The sequence below is a fragment of the Enterobacter sp. HSTU-ASh6 genome (genome assembly GCF_026319105.1).
GTDB lineage: Bacteria > Pseudomonadota > Gammaproteobacteria > Enterobacterales > Enterobacteriaceae > Enterobacter > Enterobacter sichuanensis.
Map to the genome: position 1 here is coordinate 16959 of NZ_WSPD01000007.1, position 15424 is coordinate 32382.

The following is a 15424-nucleotide window of genomic DNA, read 5'->3' on the forward strand; positions in this document are numbered from 1 at the left end:
TGATGTCTTTTCAATTGTTTGCGGTTGACGACATTTCTACTCTGATTAAACAGCAGCAAAATGCAGATCTGAATGCTTTCAAAGAACAAAAGGTGTATCGGCAGGATGTATTCTCCAGCACCGAACGTAAAGTATTCAGACTGGATAAACTACCGGAGGAGGAAAACTGTTTTACCCTAAAGGCGCTTGTTCTTGATAATGATTTTTTGAAACGTAAAACCGAAAAAGCGGTTAAAAAAGAGATCCTCGGACGCTGCGTTGGCAGCATCGGTGTGGTGAAAATTGCCACCGCGTTGCAAGATTTTTATATTGATGCCGGTTACATCACGACCCGTATCACTATTCCTTCGCAGGATATTTCCTCCGGCACGCTGAAGCTTGATGTGAATGCCGGGAAAATAGAAAAAATTATTGTCGAGCATAATGATATTAATCCATGGATGCTGCCGTTTGCGAAAGAAGATATTTTGAATATTCGCGATATCGAGCAGGGCCTGGAAAACCTGCAGCAAGAACCCGGCGTGGATGTGAAGATCAATATTGAACCGGGTACGAAGCATGGGTATAGCACGATTCGCATCACCACCAACCGGGAAAAGCAGTGGAGCGTGCGGGCGAGCTATAACAACTGGGGCGATAAAGCGACAGGAGAATACCTGGCCTCAGTGGTGGGATATTTATACAACACCGCCCGCTTTAGTGACCTGTTTTATCTGGCAGGAACGAAGAGCACGACGGGGCAGTACCAGAGTGTAAGTGGTTACTATGCCCTGCCGGTAGGCTACTGGAATTACTCACTGTTCTACAGCGGCAGTCGTTCGCGGCAGGCGATACCGCTCTATTACACCTCGGTGGACTACGCCGGAAAGAGTGAGTACGGCAGCGTCAAAGCGTCGCGTACGGTCTACCGGGATAAAAGCCGGAAGGTGACGGGGAGTGCCGAGCTGATTCGGCGAAAATCCGGTTATACCATTAATGGCGAAGAGCTTGTCCTGCAGAAGCGTGACATGGATAACGTCAAGTTTGGTGTGAATTACACGCAGCAGCTGGTGAATGCAAACTGGGATTCCACCTTATCCTGGCAGCGTTTTGTCACCGGGTTCGGTGCCGAAAAAACGCCGGATATGGTCTATGGCGATGTCAGCCCCGTCAGTCAGCGGGTTAATGTTGAAAGTCGCTATACCCGACAGTTTAGCAATAACGTATATAGCGCCTTTTTTTTTGCGCAATACGCGCCGCGTGAGTTGACCCTCCAGGATCAAATAACGATAGGGGATCGCTGGAGCGTTCGTGGGTTTGAAAATAGCGTTGGCCTGACGGGAAACAGCGGTTACTACCTGCAAAATACACTCTATCACCCGGTGCGAAATATCAACGCCAGCTACTATATCGGCGTAGATGGCGGGCAAATGCGGCGGGACCAGACCTGGGGTGAGGAATTTATTATCGGTGGGACAGTGGGTATTCAGGGAAGCATAAAAAGTCTGGGCTATGACTCATCACTGTCAGTACCGCTGAAATACCCCGGCAGCATGGATGTCGATAAGCTTAATTTTAATCTGAATCTGACTTATCAGTTATAAAAAAGGACTGGCAAAAAAATGCGTATCGGTACGGATATCGTCGAGGTTTCACGAATACGTCGGGCAATAACCCACTGGCAGGCAGATTTTTTACAGCGGGTCTATACCGAACAAGAAATCAAAAAAATTGATCTGGCCGACCCCAATTATGAACGTGCGTCAGGGTTTTGGGCCGCGAAAGAGGCGCTCGTAAAAGCGTTGGGGTGTGGCTTCCGGGACGGTATTACATTTCAGGACATCGAAATCAGCCATGATGATTATGGATGCCCCTGTTTTATTTTTAACGGACGCGTAAAAGCGTTGCTGGTCGAGAAAAAAATTGCGAATTCATCGTTGAGTATTTCGCATTGTCAGAGTTATGCGACGGCTGTTGTCATACTTTATTAACCTAACTATCAGTGAATATTATGTATCAATATAACGATCTTAAGGAAAAGACGGTTCTGGTCACCGGCGCCAGTGGTGATATTGGCCTGGCGATCTGCGCTAAGTTTCTTGATCAGGACTGCGACGTTTATGCGCTGTATAAATCGAATGCCACGCAGTTAACCGAACTGAAAGAAACCCACCCGGCCGGGGGCAAACTCACGCTGATTCAGTGCGATCTCGCCGATCCACTGAGCGTCACTGCGCTCTGTTCACGCCTGACCGAGGAAGCGGGCAAGCTGGATGTGCTGGTTAACAACGCCGGGATTGTGAAAGACAGCCTGTTTGCCTCAATGAGTTTTGATGATTTCAGCCAGGTGGTGGACACCAACCTGTTCAGCATTTTCCGCCTGACGAAAGAAGCCTTAATGCTGCTGCGCTCCGCCGAAAGCCCGGCCATCATTAACGTGGCCTCCATTGCGGCCATTATCCCCAGCGTCGGGCAGGCAAACTACAGCGCGTCTAAAGGGGCCATCCTCGGATTCACCCGTACCCTGGCGGCTGAGCTGGCGCCGTATGGCGTGCGCGTAAATGCCATCGCGCCGGGAATGATTGAATCCAAAATGGTGAAGAAGGTATCCCGTACCGTCGTGCGTGGCGTCACCGCCTCCATTCCTCTGCGCCGTCTGGGCCAGTGTGATGAAGTGGCCAACACCATCGTTTATCTGGGCTCGACAGCGTCCAGCTATATTGTGGGTCAAACCATCGTTATCGATGGCGGTCTGGTGATGCGGTGAGTTATGTCTAAATACGTTATCCCCTCGAAGATTTTTCTGGAAATGGGCGGCTGGCGCCAGCCGCTGCTGATGGTCGACAGAATTGATGACTTCAAATATGGCGAAAATGGCTACGTGAAGGTGACCAAACACATCACCTATAACGAACCTTATCTGCTGGGGCATTTCCCGGACGATCCGATCATGCCCGGGGTCATTATTTCTGAGATTTTTGGTCAGGCCAGCGAGTATCTGTCGTTCCTCACCGATATTTGCGATATCTACAATGAGACGTTCGGTGGTGAGCTGAAATCGTTACGCGACATTCATGCGCTCATTCAGCGTGACGAGATGCTGGCAATCATTCGCACGCGCCGCGCACAGGTTCGCGGTGTTCTGGCGGCCCAGAATTTGAAATTTAAAGATATTGCCTACCCAGGCGATTCGATTGAAGTGACCAGCAAGCTGGCATTTTCTGATGCCCATGGCTTTAAGCACTATTCCGTGACGGCAAACGTCGGTAAGCGGTTAATTAGCCATGGCACCATTATTAATTTCCGCGAAACAAAATAAACCCCTGAGAGAGTTATAACCATGTCTACAATGAAAAACGAAATTGACCAGCGCAAGGACGTGCTGATGACAATTAAAACTGAGATTATTCAGCGTTTGAATATCCAACGTGATGAGTCTCAAATTGATGATGATACTGCCCTGTTTGGTAATGGTTTAAAACTGGACTCCGTTGATGCGACGGAAATTGTGGTCATGCTGGATAAAGTTTTCGATATCAAAGTGAGCGAAAGCGACGATCCTTCTTATATGAGAAGTATCAATAATCTGGCGACATTTATCATCCAGAAGAAAAAAGCTTAATTTATCATTGCGAATAACAGGATTACGTTATGAAATCTCTTTATGATTTTCATTTAAAAAACAAAGCGAAAATGGGCATTTACAACAATGCCAACGTTCCTTCTGCCTATCACGACCCCATGGTGGAATATAAAGCGGTGCGTGAAAATGCGCTGCTGGTGGACTATTCCCACATGTCGATTGTCAGCGTGATGGGGGATGATGCCTGGGCACTGGTGAACTATTTTGTCTCTGCCGATGTCTCGATTATCCGCGATGAGCAGGGGATCTACTCGCTGGTATTGAATGAAGACGGTACCGTGCGCGGCGATGTGTATGTGCTCTGCTCATCCGAGGGCTATTACATCATGTCCGAGAACATTCCGGCGGCGGAAATTATCGCTGGCCTGAACGCCCTTCTGGAAAAAGCCGACGAGCTGGATATCCAGGAAGCGCCCGAAATGGCTGATATGCGCGAGCAGAACTGGGGCGCGATCATGGTAGAAGGGCCTTACTCCTGGGAGCTGATGTCCGAGATCCACGGCTTCGACGTGATTGGTCTGCCTTACTATGAGTACATGAATACCGACGATGAGTTGATGGTATTCCGCTGCGGTAAACACGGTGAATTCGCCTATATGGTCATTGGCCAGCAGGAACAGCTGCTGGATCAGTGGCAGCAGCTGCTGGAGCACGGCGGCAAATACCAGCTGCAGACCGGCGGGCTGGACTACCAGAAAATTGTGCGTATCGAAAACCCAGGCTGGGACGACGCGCTGTGGGCGGAGTACAACCTCAATCCGGTAGAGCTGCAGCTGCAATGGGCCGTGCAGTACGACAAAGAAGGCTTTGTGGGTAAAGACGCGGCCGAAGAACTGTCTCACCGCGAAGGCGCACGCAAGGTTATCGGCATGATTACCGAGGGTGCCTGTTCGGGCATTGAATCAGGCGATAACGTACTGGTTGATGGTCAGGTGGTCGGGAACGTGGCTAAGGCCATCTATTCTCCCGCCCTGCAGTGCTTTATTGCTCTGGCGCTGATGGACAATGAATATGCATGGTCTGATATTAGCGGCTTTGCGATTCAAACGCGTTCGGAAACGGTGACCGCGAAAACCAAAGGTATGCCATTTATTTATAACCTGAGCATGCTGGTGAATCCTACTGAACACAGTTTTGTTGATGCCTCTAAAGCGAAAAGCGCACTGTAATTATTAATTAAAACGGCGAGAAGAGAATCCGTGGGGATATTAACACCACGGATCCTTTTCGCGGTTTATTGCCTGTACATGGCGGTACATATATTTATGAAGACAAACAGAAAACGGGTTGTCATTACCGGGATCGGTATTCTCTCTTCGCTGGCTGAAAACCTGCAGGATTTCAGAAACGCATTACTGAATAAAAAAAATGGCGTCACGGACAGCGTGCGGTTTTCAAAATGGTTTGAGAATGCCAGAGCCGCCGAAGTCTTGCATGACATTGATTATTCGGAATTACCGGATGACGTTATCGCCTCCCTGGATAATGCCGCACTCTGGGCCTGGAAGGTGGGGAAAGATGCGCTGAAACAGGCGGGGCTGGCTGAGAATAAGGCGCAACTTAAAGAGACCGGTTTAATTGTCGGTGTCTCGTCTGCCGGGACAGAGGCGTTTCTGCCGCTGTTTGAGCAACGCATGGAAGACTTCTCCCTGCGTAAAGCGCTGTTCTCTGGCGGTTTCTCTTCCTGCTGTTCCAGCGTCTCCACGCTGCTCGGCTTACAGGGCGGCGTTGAGCTGGTCGCGACCGCCTGTACGGCGAGCCCTAACGCGGTCGGTATGGCGTTTGACTATATCCAGAACGGCAAAAGCAAAACCATGCTGGCCGTCGGGACGGAACCGATCTACCTGCCAACCTTCGCGGGCTTTTATGCCCTGAACGTGATGCATCCGGAGGCCTGCACGCCGTTCTCCGGCAACTCGGGGATGTCCATCGGTGAAGGGGCCGGGGCGATCGTACTTGAAGAATATGAACATGCGGTCGCACGCGGCGCCACCATTTACGGTGAAATCCTCTCTTATGCCACCTCCTGCGATGCGTTCCACGAAACCGGACCGGATCCACGCGCCAGCGGCGCGGTGCAGGTCATGCATAAGGCGATGGAAAATGCCGGCGTCACCCCGGATCAGATCGAATACGTCAACGCCCACGGTACCGGAACAGAAGCCAACGATCGTATCGAAACGCTGGCGATGAAAAAGGTGTTCGCCAACAATGAAAAACTGCTGGTGAGCTCAACCAAGTCTTACTTTGGTCATAACATCGGTGCGGCGGGCATCGTCGAACTGATCGCCTGCCTGGTCACGCTGCCGGATAACCGCGTTCTGCCGACGCTGAACTTCACGAACGCGCGTCCAAACTGCGATCTGGATTACGTGCCAAACGACTTCCGTGACCAGAAAATCAACCTCTTCATGAAGAACAATTATGCCTTCGGCGGTAACAACTGCAGCATGATTATCAGCATGGAGCCTTGTTCGATCCCGGTCACTGCCTACGACGAAAAGCGTGTGGCGATCACCGGTCTGGGTGCCGTTTCCGCGATTGGCCACACCGTTAACGAGATCCTCGACAACGTATGGCAACAACACCATACCGTTGAGCTGGGCGGCGTCACCTTCCCGGAAGACACGCTGGAAGAGGCGAAAGAACTGCTGGAGGTGCTTGAAACCACCCGTCAGTTCGAAGCGTTGTTTGGGGAAGATTTCAGCGCGCTGGCCGAAACGCTGCCGGAAGCGAATGAACACTTTAAAACCTTCCAGGTTACCGGGCTCGAGCCGCGTAAACATCTGCGCCGCTTTGACCCTCGTAAGGCCACGCGTGGCGGGACATTCGCGCTGATTGCCCTGTCCGAAGCGCTGGAGCAGGCGAAGCGTAAAATCAAGCGTGATGGCGACGCGCTTGGCATGGTCATGGGGATGTCCAGCGGGCCGCAGGAGACAACCTACAAATATCTGCAGAGCCTTAAGCCGGACCCACGCAAAGTCAGAACCTCCGAATTCCCGGGATCGTTGATGAACTCCATCCCAACGTTCTGCGGCATTTCGGAAGGCATCAAGGGCTACACCACAACGCTGGCGACCGGTGAAAACGCGGCATTAGGCGCACTCACCTACGGCTACGAAATCGTGCGTCAGGATCTGCAGCCGCAGGTGCTGGTGGGCGGTGCGGATGAGTATTTCCCGTCCATGTCCCTCTATATGGATGCCGTTACTCAGAAGCTGCATATGACCTCCAACGCCGGAGAATATCAGGTCTACGGTAACGATCCGAAGGGCTACATTCCTGGCGAAGGTGCCTGCATGTTGCTGCTGGAAGATCCGCAGCGTGCCGCCGCGCGGGGTGCAGAAGTGCTGGCGGAAGTGGCCGGTTACGGTAAAGCCTGTAGCAACAGCTATTTTGACGCCTCTCAGCGGGACGAGAAATCCTCCTCCATGGCGCTGGCCATCGCCCGTGCGCTGGCGGATGCCGGTGTAACGGCGCAGGAGATCGATCTGGTCTGCGGTACCAGCAACGGTAGCGATGACAGCTCACGCATTGAAATTGATGCGATTTGCGAAATCTTCGCCCGGACAAAGCCGGACGTGCCGGTTGTTAACTACAACGCCTGCTTTGGCTTTGTGGCGTCTGCTGCCGGACTGCTTAACCTGGCCGTCATTATTGACTGTATTAAGAAGCAGGCGGTTCCCGCTATTCCTCATACCGTTGAGTTCTTCGATAAACGAATTAACTTCGTTCGTGAACCGTTGAAACTTGCCCTGAAGCACGTATTGCTGGTGGGCGCGACGGAAGGCGGCAACTACTACGCGTTTGTGATTAAAGGATAATATTGTGGATAATGCCGCTATCATTTCGGGGTTCAGTTCCTGTCTGCCGTTTGCCGAAGACAGTCTTCAGTTAATTCATAATCTGAAGCTGGGCAAACGCGTTGAAAGAAAACCCTGGTTTAAATCCGACGACGAGGCAATTAAATGTGGGTTCGATGGCAATAAACATATTGCCACGCTGGATCATACGGATGATAGCGCATTAGATCTGCTTTATCGTCTGATTGACGATGCACTCGGCCAGGCAAACCTGGATGCACAATGGCTGGCCGGGTGCAATGCCCGGGTTTATTTAACCGGTATTGGCCCGCGGGTCGATGGTATGGCCTATAAAAGTTTCTACAACAAAAATGACGTTGAGGATATTTATCTTTCAAAGTCATTGATGCAATTGCATGTCGATAATATGTCGCAGGATCGTATTGCCGGGCATCTTGCGCGTAAATATAACCTGCAGTATTTACCCCCCAATATGAATTGCACCAGTAATTCAGCCCTGACGGCGGTGCATTTAGGTTGCCAGGCTATTGAGCATGGCGGCGTGGATATTGTGTTAGTCGTGAACTGCTCGAAAATAAAAACCCAGGATATCTGGTTTCTGGATACCCAGTCGATGCTGGATAGCCATCTTGTTCAGCCCTTTGGTGAAAACAGTCAGGGGGTGCTTTTCGCTGAAGGTTATAGTGCGATTCTGCTGGAAAATTGCCGTCACCGACGTGCCAGAAAAGCAAAGGGAGGGGTGCGGCTACAAACAACCTATACCCAAATCAGCGCAGGCAGAAGCAACGACAGTTCCTGGCTTAGCACCAATATATTAAAAGTGATGCAGGCCACGATGAAAAAAGCTGAACTCGACCCGGAGGCATTATGCGCGATTATCCCCCACGGTAATGGCTCATCCGTCAGTGATAAAGCGGAAGCCAAAGCGATCGAGATGTTTACTGGGGGGAATACCCTCCCGGTGCTGGCTTATAAAGGCCAGATTGGCTATACCGCCACCGGCTCAGGGATTATCGATTTAATTATTGGGCATCATTCGCTAACCCAGCGAGAGCTTATTTCACCCGTTGGCAACGACACCATTATTGATGCCGTTGCTCAGCATGTCCTGATTGACCAGGGCGTTATTGGACATCAAAAAAATCATCTGCTTAAAGTCGGGGTGGGTGTGGATGGCTCAATTATTGGCGCCGTGATGTCTGATATTCATCCAGGCTGTTGAACGATCATGGAGAGTTACATGTATTTATCCTCATTTTCGCTCATTGAGCCGGAAGATAAATTTTATTTCTATCAGCCCAGCTGGCTAAACGCCTGGGAGGCGCATTTATTTAATAAAGCGCTTAAATCAACCCATGCCAACGGCTGGGGCTTAAAACGTTTTGGGACCCAGCCGGAGTTATATCCCGGTGAGATGATCCGTAATCCTCAGTATCAAAAATACCTTGAAGCAATGGAGCAAGCGGCAGATAACGCCCTCATGGCGCTGTCGGCGAAAGAGCGGATGAGGCTGTTAAAGCAGCGGACGGCATTTATTTATGTCGATTCCTGGGGCGAATCCGGGCCGTTTGAAAATATCTCCAGCGCATTACATATCTCGATGATTGATACGCTGCCCAAAAACCTGGTGAAGAAATTTTCCGTGAATTCACCCACCTGCAAACTCCGGGGGGAGAGGCAATCTTTCATTCAGGCCATGAGTCTGGCAAAGGATTACCTGAGCTGGGATGTGTTTGATTACGTGGTGATTTGCGCCGCCTACCGGGCGATCCCGGTGCTGGTCTTTTCGGACGAAGATATTGCGCTCAAGTGGAGAGAGAAGCACAAGGGTAAAGCCCAGGATGTCAATTTAACCGTCGAGCGTGCGGGATGTTTCATTTTTAGTCAGCAGGAAAGTGCGATCCGGGTGAACGGCGGGCAATACGTGCTGGCAGATACCCTTGAGAACACGGACGCTGCGGATCGCGTGGCGTTTGCCGGTCTGCGTAAAGAGATGCTGTCTCGCTCAACCGTTTCGCCGGTGAAGACGTTAGATCTGGTCGACACCTATGGTGCCAGTGGCTGCCTGACGCCGGCATTAAGCTTTGCGTATATCCAGCAGGCGCCGCATTTCGCCGGAAAATTAAGAACTGTCGTTCCTGACAGGCAGTTCGGTTACAGCTATTTCGACATTGACTCTTGCAAGGAATAACGGCAACCCATGAGCGGAATAATTAAAGAACTCCCAATGCTATCGCTGAACAATATTTATAAGAGTTATGGCTCGGGCGAAGGCAAAGTCGATGCCCTGAAAAATATCAATCTTGAAATAGAGAAAGGCGAATTTTTGGCCCTGTGCGGCCCTTCCGGCAGCGGCAAAAGTACGCTGTTAAATATCCTGTCGGGGATTGATAAGCCCAGCTTTGGCTCGGTGATGTTTCTGAGAAAGTTACTCAATAATTTACCGGAAGAACAATTATCGGAGATTCGCGGCAAGCATCTGGGATTCATATTTCAGTTTTTTAACTTGATACCCGTATTGAGCGTCTTTGATAACGTTTTTTTCCCGCTGGTATTAAACGGTCATACCAGCAAAAAAGAGGCGAAAGAGCGGGCGCTGTATTTTATCGAGAGCGTCGGGCTGATGGGATATACCGATCGTAAGCCGGGCCAGCTTTCGGGTGGACAGCAGCAGCGCGTGGCTATCGCCCGTGCGCTGGCGCATGACCCTCAGGTGGTGATTGCCGATGAGCCGACCGGGAACCTCGATCTGGTGACCGGTGAAGCCATCCTGGATCTGCTGCTGAAAATCAACCGGGAGACGCGTACCACTTTCATTATTTCGACGCACTCAAGCCAGCTGAAAGAGCGCGCGCGGCGTGTCGTTGAAATTAAGGACGGAGTGTTAGTTCATGATTCACAATCGTAATTTTTTCATTCTCTGCTGGCTGCTGATCTGCATGGCCTATGCCGGGAGCGTTAAAGCCGCAGCGGCCCCCGTGGCTGAGCAGGTGATAAAAAGTGGCTTCCCGGCGCAGGCGGAAAAGCTTGCCGATATCACCCGTGCGTTGTTTACCGAATACAAGGCCAATGATAACGCGCTGTCGCTGGTTTTTTATGCCTACGGCATGCTGCGCCAGGCAGAGCATTCCCTCAAAACGAATGACCTGATTCGGGCGTCTGAATACGGCAAAACGGGCTTTTTCTACCTTGATGAAGCGGTAGATCTTAATGAGGGCAATCTGCTGGTGCGCTACATGCGCGCCCGTGTCGACGCTTACCTGTCAGCGGATATTGGACGCTGTGTGGTGACGTTAAAAGATACGGAACTGATGGCGAAAAGCCCTGAAGTATTTAATGCCGGGTTGATGAAGCACATTGACGAAATGCGCTATCGCGCGCTGCTGAGCTGTAAACGTACCGCTGAGGCAGAAGCGCTACTGGCACACATTGAATTGCGCAACGCCAACTCAGCATTAGCGCTGGCTTCTGGCGATGCGCCAGAGTGGGATATCAACGAAGTGACAGAGGTCTTGTTACCGCTGGTGAAAGGGAACTAAATGTCCGGGGTTATGGTGTTAGCGAATAGTGTTGTTGTCCTGATTCTGATTTTTGTCCTCTGGTGCGTATTATTCCGCTCGCGGGACGTGAAGTTTGCTTTTTTAAACCTCTTTCGCCACAAAAGACGATCGTATTCCACCATTGCCGCGATTATGCTCGGTGGCGTGTCGATTTTTCTGTATGGCGGGTTTATCGATTACTCTTTCTGGATTTTGAAAGAGCAAACGATTCGAACCAATATTGGGCATGTGCAAATTTATAATGAAAATTACTTCCAGACGTCGAATAAGAATAAAAGCCTGATTGCAGATTATGCAGCCCTGAAAAAAGCGATTCTCAACGATCGCGATCTCGCACCGCATATTTCGACGCTATCCGGTCAGCTGGAATTTACCGGGGTGATTTCGCAGTATGAAAGCGAAACGTCCAGTTATTTTTCCGCACTGGGTGTGGAGCCTCTGCCTGCCTTAAAGCTGGGATCGTTTGATAAATTAATTTCCGGTAGCGATCTGTCCCGGGTGCGTACGGACGAAATCACGCTGGGCAGTGGGCTGGCGAAAACGCTTAATGCCCGCTATGACGACTGGCTGGATGTGCTGGTGGTGAATACCGAGGGTGGGCAGGGCGCGTTATCGATGAAGCTTCGCGGCATCTTTGAGTCCGGTATTAAGGATTACGATGATGTGGCAATGAAAATCCCGCTTGATACCGCGCAGCGCATCATGGGGACCAACAGCGTCAGCAAGGTATTAATACTGCTGAAGGACGATGATACCGCCCTGTTCAGCGCCAAACTGCGCCAGTTTATTACGAAGCATCATTTACCGCTGATGGTAAAAGACTGGAAAGAGACGTCGATCTTTTATCAGCAAGTGGAAGGCTTATTATCCGGGATCTATTTCTTCATTAAGCTCATCGTCGGGTTGATCGTGATCTTTATGATCGGCAATTCGATGACCATGAACATTATTGAACGTACCCGGGAAATAACCACCCTCAGGGCGATTGGCCTGAAACCGCTGCACGTTACAAGGCTGTTTTTACTGGAGGGGATTTTTATTGGCATTATCGGCGCCGTTGGCAGTCTGGCGACAGGTTATGCCATTGCCTCCGCCATCAATCTTTACGGTATTGCGATGCCGCCGTCACCGGGACAAACGCTGGGCTATACGGCATTTATTAAAACCAACAGCGTCGCGCTTATCTGGATAACCCTGGTATTACCGATCCTGGCCGCCACCGGTGCCTCTGTGCTGCCCGCATTACGTGCGTCACGGCTGAATATTTCAGATGCTTTTAAATTTTCGTAAGGAAGCGATATGAAACGCGTTGTCATCATAAAACTGCTCTTTTGTCTGGGCCTGTTTTCCGCGGGGGCGTTTTCAGCCCCGGTGGATAACAAAGCCTCAGAGATTATTCGCCGTGCCGATGAGGTGCGTTCTCCGAATAAACCTTTTCGCTACACCCTGACCATTTATGAATATAAGTCGGGAGCGTCTCAACCTGACAATAAGCAGATACTGGATATTTCCATGCGCTTTATGAAACCCGAAGGGGAAATGAAAGCCGACGCCCGTTCGCTGGCACGGTTTATTTATCCCCCGCGCGACAAGGGCAAAGTGCTGCTCTCTGACTGGTACGATCTTTGGTTCTACACCCCGGAACTTCGTCGCCCGGTTCCCGTTTCGCGCCAGCAGCGTCTGGTGGGACAAATTTCCAATGGCGACGTCATTGTGACCAATTTTGAGTATGCCTACCACGCCACCCTGCTGGGTGAAGAGCCGTGCGGCGAAACGCAGTGCTATAAGCTGGCGTTAGTGCGCAAAACGGATGACGTCACCTGGCCAAAAGTTATCTATTACGTCGAAAAAGAGGGGGAGAACCGTCCTTATAAAGCGTCGTATTACTCTCTGGATAATAAATTGATTAAAGACGTGCTGTATCAGGATTTTCAAATGGTATTAGGGAAGATGCGTCCGATGAAAATTATCGTCCAGGAGGCCCGTCACGGTAAAAGCTATTCCGTGATGGAGTACAGCGATGTTCGCCTGGAATCCTTGCCGGAATCCCACTTTACTCGCGAGTCTATTCAGCGAGGTGTCAATTGAAACGCACACTCATGGGGTTAACCCTGGCCCTTTCCGCTCTGCCGGTGAGCGTACTGGCGGACTGCCTGTCCGGCTCCGACGTGGCTAAAAACAGCACGGTCACGCTGTATGAGCAGGTGTCGCTGGTCAAAAAGCAAATCTCAGACTGGCGAATTGCTGGCCGAAACCCGTATACCAGACACAATATCTACAATGACGCCGGTGTGAATCTCACCAGCCGGTGCGCCGTTGTTGATAATGCGCTGGAACTGGACTTATCCCTCTACGGGCTGACCTGGTACTCCCCGCGTAAGCTGGGGGCATTTGAAGAGGACGACAGCCGCTCTCAACTGCTGATTGAACGTCTGAGACTGGTTTACGCCGTGTCAGACAGCGTGCAGCTTGAAGTGGGAAAACTTCAGGCGAAGCCAGGGCTCTTTTTCCTGCGTTCACCGTCCGATCTGACCCCGCATTACTACGCCGGGTTCAAACCGACGCGGCTTTACGATCCCGCGCTTCGCACGGCGTATCAGTCCTCGTCCTGGGCCGCGACGCTGTCAATGGATAACCGGGAGGAGTCGCTCTCGCTGACCGTGATTCCGAAGCTGGCGACGATCGGTAAAGACTACCTGACCTCCGGCAACTGGTCCGCGAACCAGCGTGGCAACAGCAGCGAGACCTGGCTGTTGAGCTATACCTCACATGCCTTCCGTCACCATACGCCGGGAATGCGCATCCTGCTGGGTGAGTCGCAGTCGATTGCCGTCTCTGACAGCTATCACTACACCCCACAGCTTACCCTGAATGCCGAGATGGCCTGGCACCGGGAGCAGCGCTGGCGTCATCTCTCTGAGGAGAAAAGTGCCGAAGTCCAGAACTATGCCTTTCCTTCCTCGCTGTATGACGCCGGGGACAAAAATGGCGTAGAGCTGGCCGTTGGCGGGCAATATACCTCTGATACCTTTAATGTTTTCGGCCTGGAATATTATTACCAGAGCGAAGGGTATTCCCGCTCGGAATGGCGCAAACAGCGTGAGCTGATGACCTTCTTAAATACCCCGACAGGCTATGCGCCGCTCGACAGGGCATTTGATTCCTATAAGTACCTGATGGCTTCCGAGATAAGCAATACGGGCAATAAAGGCATGCTGCAGGGGAAACACTATCTTAACGCCTGGTCCAGCGTGCAGTTCACCCATCAGATTGCATTGCAACCCTATTTTATCCTCAACCTGATGGATAAAAGCACCATGGCGGGACTCCACATCAGCGCACCGCTGACCTTTATCGATGACCAGCTGGAAGCGTATACCGGCGTCTATTCCGCGCTGGGTAGCGCAAATTCTGAGTTTGCCTTCTTCGGCGATGTCGCCGGTGGCTATGTTGGCTTTAAGTATTACTTATAAGGAAATGACTATGACGCGTGATAATCCATCGCAGCCTGTGGTGCTGCTGTTTTCCGGCCAGGGAAACCCGGTGATTGGTATGGGCAGCGATCTGTGGGATCTGAATGCAACGACGAAACAGATCTGGGATTGTGCCAGCGATGTGTCGGGTCTCGATCTGCGCCGACTCTGCCTCAAAGGGCCGATGAACAGGCTGATCCAGACCACGGTACAACAGCTGGCCGTTACGGCGATCAACATATCGCTGTACAGCCTCTGCCGCGAGCGCTTCCCGGCGCTCCGCGTCGTGGGCGCCTGCGGCCATAGCGTTGGCGAATACAGCGCGCTGTACGCGGCAGGCGCAATTTCGCTTGAGACCCTGTTCCGTACGCTGCATTTTCGTGCCAGCACCATGGATGCGGTGAGTAAAAAACATAAAGGCGCGATGCTGGCGCTGAAGGGGGCCGATTTTGCCACCCTCAGTGACATCATCACCCGCAGCGGGATCGCGCTGGATATCAGCTGCGACAACACACCGCGTCAGCAGGTGATTGGCGGAACGCCGTCTGCGCTGAGTGATTTTGCCAGAGTGCTGGCGGACGAAGGCTATGAACCCATCAAGCTCGGCGTCAGCGGAGCCTGGCATACCCGTTTAATGGCTGAGGGCGTGCCGCTGATGCGGGATTTCCTGGCGGGACAGCCCTTCACCTCGCCGGCTTATGACGTGCTGATGAACGTGACAGCCAGAATAGAAACGGCACCGGACATCATCAAAGAAAACCTCTCCCTGCATCTGACGCATACGGTGAAATGGGCTGATTCCATGGCCAGGTTGATCCATCATCCAGAACAACCGCTGTTCCTGGAGATGAGCAACAAGCCTTATCTGGGACAGATGCTGAATGATTTTGCCGGTTTCTCTTCCGAACGTGTCCTGCACTGCAGAAAAGCTTTAGAGATGTGATG

At 51.5% G+C, this 15424-nt stretch carries 15 protein-coding genes; all 15 read left to right on the plus strand.

Annotated features, from left to right (window positions below; all coding sequences use genetic code 11):
* Positions 1-2 precede the first annotated feature (2 nt).
* The 15 genes from GM298_RS10240 to GM298_RS10310 all read left to right on the plus strand — a co-directional run bounded on the left by GM298_RS10240 (position 3) and on the right by GM298_RS10310 (position 15422).
* Complete coding sequence (locus GM298_RS10240) at positions 3-1583, plus strand: ShlB/FhaC/HecB family hemolysin secretion/activation protein (protein WP_266154127.1); 1581 nt, start codon at positions 3-5, stop codon at positions 1581-1583.
* Between the two features lie 18 nt (positions 1584-1601).
* A complete protein-coding gene (gene acpS, locus GM298_RS10245; protein WP_094919492.1) occupies positions 1602-1970 on the plus strand; it encodes a holo-ACP synthase in 369 nt (122 codons plus the stop codon).
* A 20-nt stretch (positions 1971-1990) separates the two neighbouring features.
* Positions 1991-2746 (plus strand): SDR family oxidoreductase, encoded by a 756-nt coding sequence (locus GM298_RS10250; RefSeq protein WP_059385942.1) that lies wholly within the window; start codon positions 1991-1993, stop codon positions 2744-2746.
* A gap of 3 nt (positions 2747-2749) precedes the next feature.
* Positions 2750-3298 carry a 3-hydroxyacyl-ACP dehydratase FabZ family protein gene (locus GM298_RS10255; protein ID WP_025759038.1) on the plus strand — a complete coding sequence of 183 codons (549 nt, stop codon included), beginning with the start codon at positions 2750-2752 and terminating at the stop codon, positions 3296-3298.
* 21 nt (positions 3299-3319) lie between these two features.
* Positions 3320-3601 carry an acyl carrier protein gene (locus GM298_RS10260; RefSeq protein ID WP_013095701.1) on the plus strand — a complete coding sequence of 94 codons (282 nt, stop codon included), beginning with the start codon at positions 3320-3322 and terminating at the stop codon, positions 3599-3601.
* A 29-nt stretch (positions 3602-3630) separates the two neighbouring features.
* Positions 3631-4791: an aminomethyltransferase family protein gene (locus GM298_RS10265; RefSeq protein ID WP_025759037.1), complete on the plus strand. Its 1161-nt coding sequence runs from the start codon at positions 3631-3633 to the stop codon at positions 4789-4791.
* Between the two features lie 96 nt (positions 4792-4887).
* Positions 4888-7446, plus strand: a complete 2559-nt coding sequence (locus GM298_RS10270) for a beta-ketoacyl-[acyl-carrier-protein] synthase family protein (RefSeq protein ID WP_025759036.1) — start codon at positions 4888-4890, stop codon at positions 7444-7446.
* Between the two features lie 4 nt (positions 7447-7450).
* Positions 7451-8668, plus strand: coding sequence for a beta-ketoacyl synthase (locus GM298_RS10275; protein WP_266154065.1), 1218 nt, complete (start codon positions 7451-7453; stop codon positions 8666-8668).
* Between the two features lie 18 nt (positions 8669-8686).
* Positions 8687-9637, plus strand: coding sequence for a hypothetical protein (locus GM298_RS10280; protein ID WP_032672586.1), 951 nt, complete (start codon positions 8687-8689; stop codon positions 9635-9637).
* Positions 9638-9646: 9 nt separating this feature from the next.
* On the plus strand, positions 9647-10354 hold the full coding sequence (locus tag GM298_RS10285) for an ABC transporter ATP-binding protein (protein ID WP_025759033.1): 708 nt from the start codon (positions 9647-9649) through the stop codon (positions 10352-10354).
* A complete protein-coding gene (locus GM298_RS10290) occupies positions 10338-10985 on the plus strand; it encodes a hypothetical protein (protein ID WP_025759031.1) in 648 nt (215 codons plus the stop codon). The genes GM298_RS10285 and GM298_RS10290 overlap by 17 nt, the downstream gene beginning before the upstream one ends.
* The gene (locus GM298_RS10295) at positions 10986-12296 is read left to right on the plus strand and encodes an ABC transporter permease (protein ID WP_025759030.1); all 1311 of its coding nucleotides are present in this window, start codon (positions 10986-10988) and stop codon (positions 12294-12296) included. It begins immediately after the preceding gene.
* Between the two features lie 9 nt (positions 12297-12305).
* On the plus strand, positions 12306-13094 hold the full coding sequence (locus GM298_RS10300; protein WP_025759029.1) for an outer membrane lipoprotein-sorting protein: 789 nt from the start codon (positions 12306-12308) through the stop codon (positions 13092-13094).
* Entirely contained in the window at positions 13091-14479 is a 1389-nt protein-coding gene (locus GM298_RS10305) for a hypothetical protein (protein WP_262748439.1), read from the plus strand. Before GM298_RS10300 ends, GM298_RS10305 begins: the two co-directional genes overlap by 4 nt.
* A 10-nt stretch (positions 14480-14489) precedes the next feature.
* Positions 14490-15422 carry an ACP S-malonyltransferase gene (locus GM298_RS10310; protein WP_266154066.1) on the plus strand — a complete coding sequence of 311 codons (933 nt, stop codon included), beginning with the start codon at positions 14490-14492 and terminating at the stop codon, positions 15420-15422.
* Positions 15423-15424 lie beyond the last annotated feature (2 nt).

Bases quoted from the DNA above. Each gene is read 5' to 3' on its own strand.
- acpS (WP_094919492.1), top strand. From the start codon at position 1,602: ATGCGTATCGGTACGGATATCGTCGAGGTTTCACGAATACGTCGGGCA.
- GM298_RS10240 (WP_266154127.1), top strand. From the start codon at position 3: ATGTCTTTTCAATTGTTTGCGGTTGACGACATTTCTACTCTGATTAAA.
- GM298_RS10280 (WP_032672586.1), top strand. From the start codon at position 8,687: ATGTATTTATCCTCATTTTCGCTCATTGAGCCGGAAGATAAATTTTAT.
- GM298_RS10300 (WP_025759029.1), top strand. From the start codon at position 12,306: ATGAAACGCGTTGTCATCATAAAACTGCTCTTTTGTCTGGGCCTGTTT.
- GM298_RS10285 (WP_025759033.1), top strand. From the start codon at position 9,647: ATGAGCGGAATAATTAAAGAACTCCCAATGCTATCGCTGAACAATATT.
- GM298_RS10260 (WP_013095701.1), top strand. From the start codon at position 3,320: ATGTCTACAATGAAAAACGAAATTGACCAGCGCAAGGACGTGCTGATG.
- GM298_RS10290 (WP_025759031.1), top strand. From the start codon at position 10,338: ATGATTCACAATCGTAATTTTTTCATTCTCTGCTGGCTGCTGATCTGC.
- GM298_RS10295 (WP_025759030.1), top strand. From the start codon at position 10,986: ATGTCCGGGGTTATGGTGTTAGCGAATAGTGTTGTTGTCCTGATTCTG.
- GM298_RS10270 (WP_025759036.1), top strand. From the start codon at position 4,888: ATGAAGACAAACAGAAAACGGGTTGTCATTACCGGGATCGGTATTCTC.
- GM298_RS10250 (WP_059385942.1), top strand. From the start codon at position 1,991: ATGTATCAATATAACGATCTTAAGGAAAAGACGGTTCTGGTCACCGGC.
- GM298_RS10265 (WP_025759037.1), top strand. From the start codon at position 3,631: ATGAAATCTCTTTATGATTTTCATTTAAAAAACAAAGCGAAAATGGGC.
- GM298_RS10310 (WP_266154066.1), top strand. From the start codon at position 14,490: ATGACGCGTGATAATCCATCGCAGCCTGTGGTGCTGCTGTTTTCCGGC.
- GM298_RS10255 (WP_025759038.1), top strand. From the start codon at position 2,750: ATGTCTAAATACGTTATCCCCTCGAAGATTTTTCTGGAAATGGGCGGC.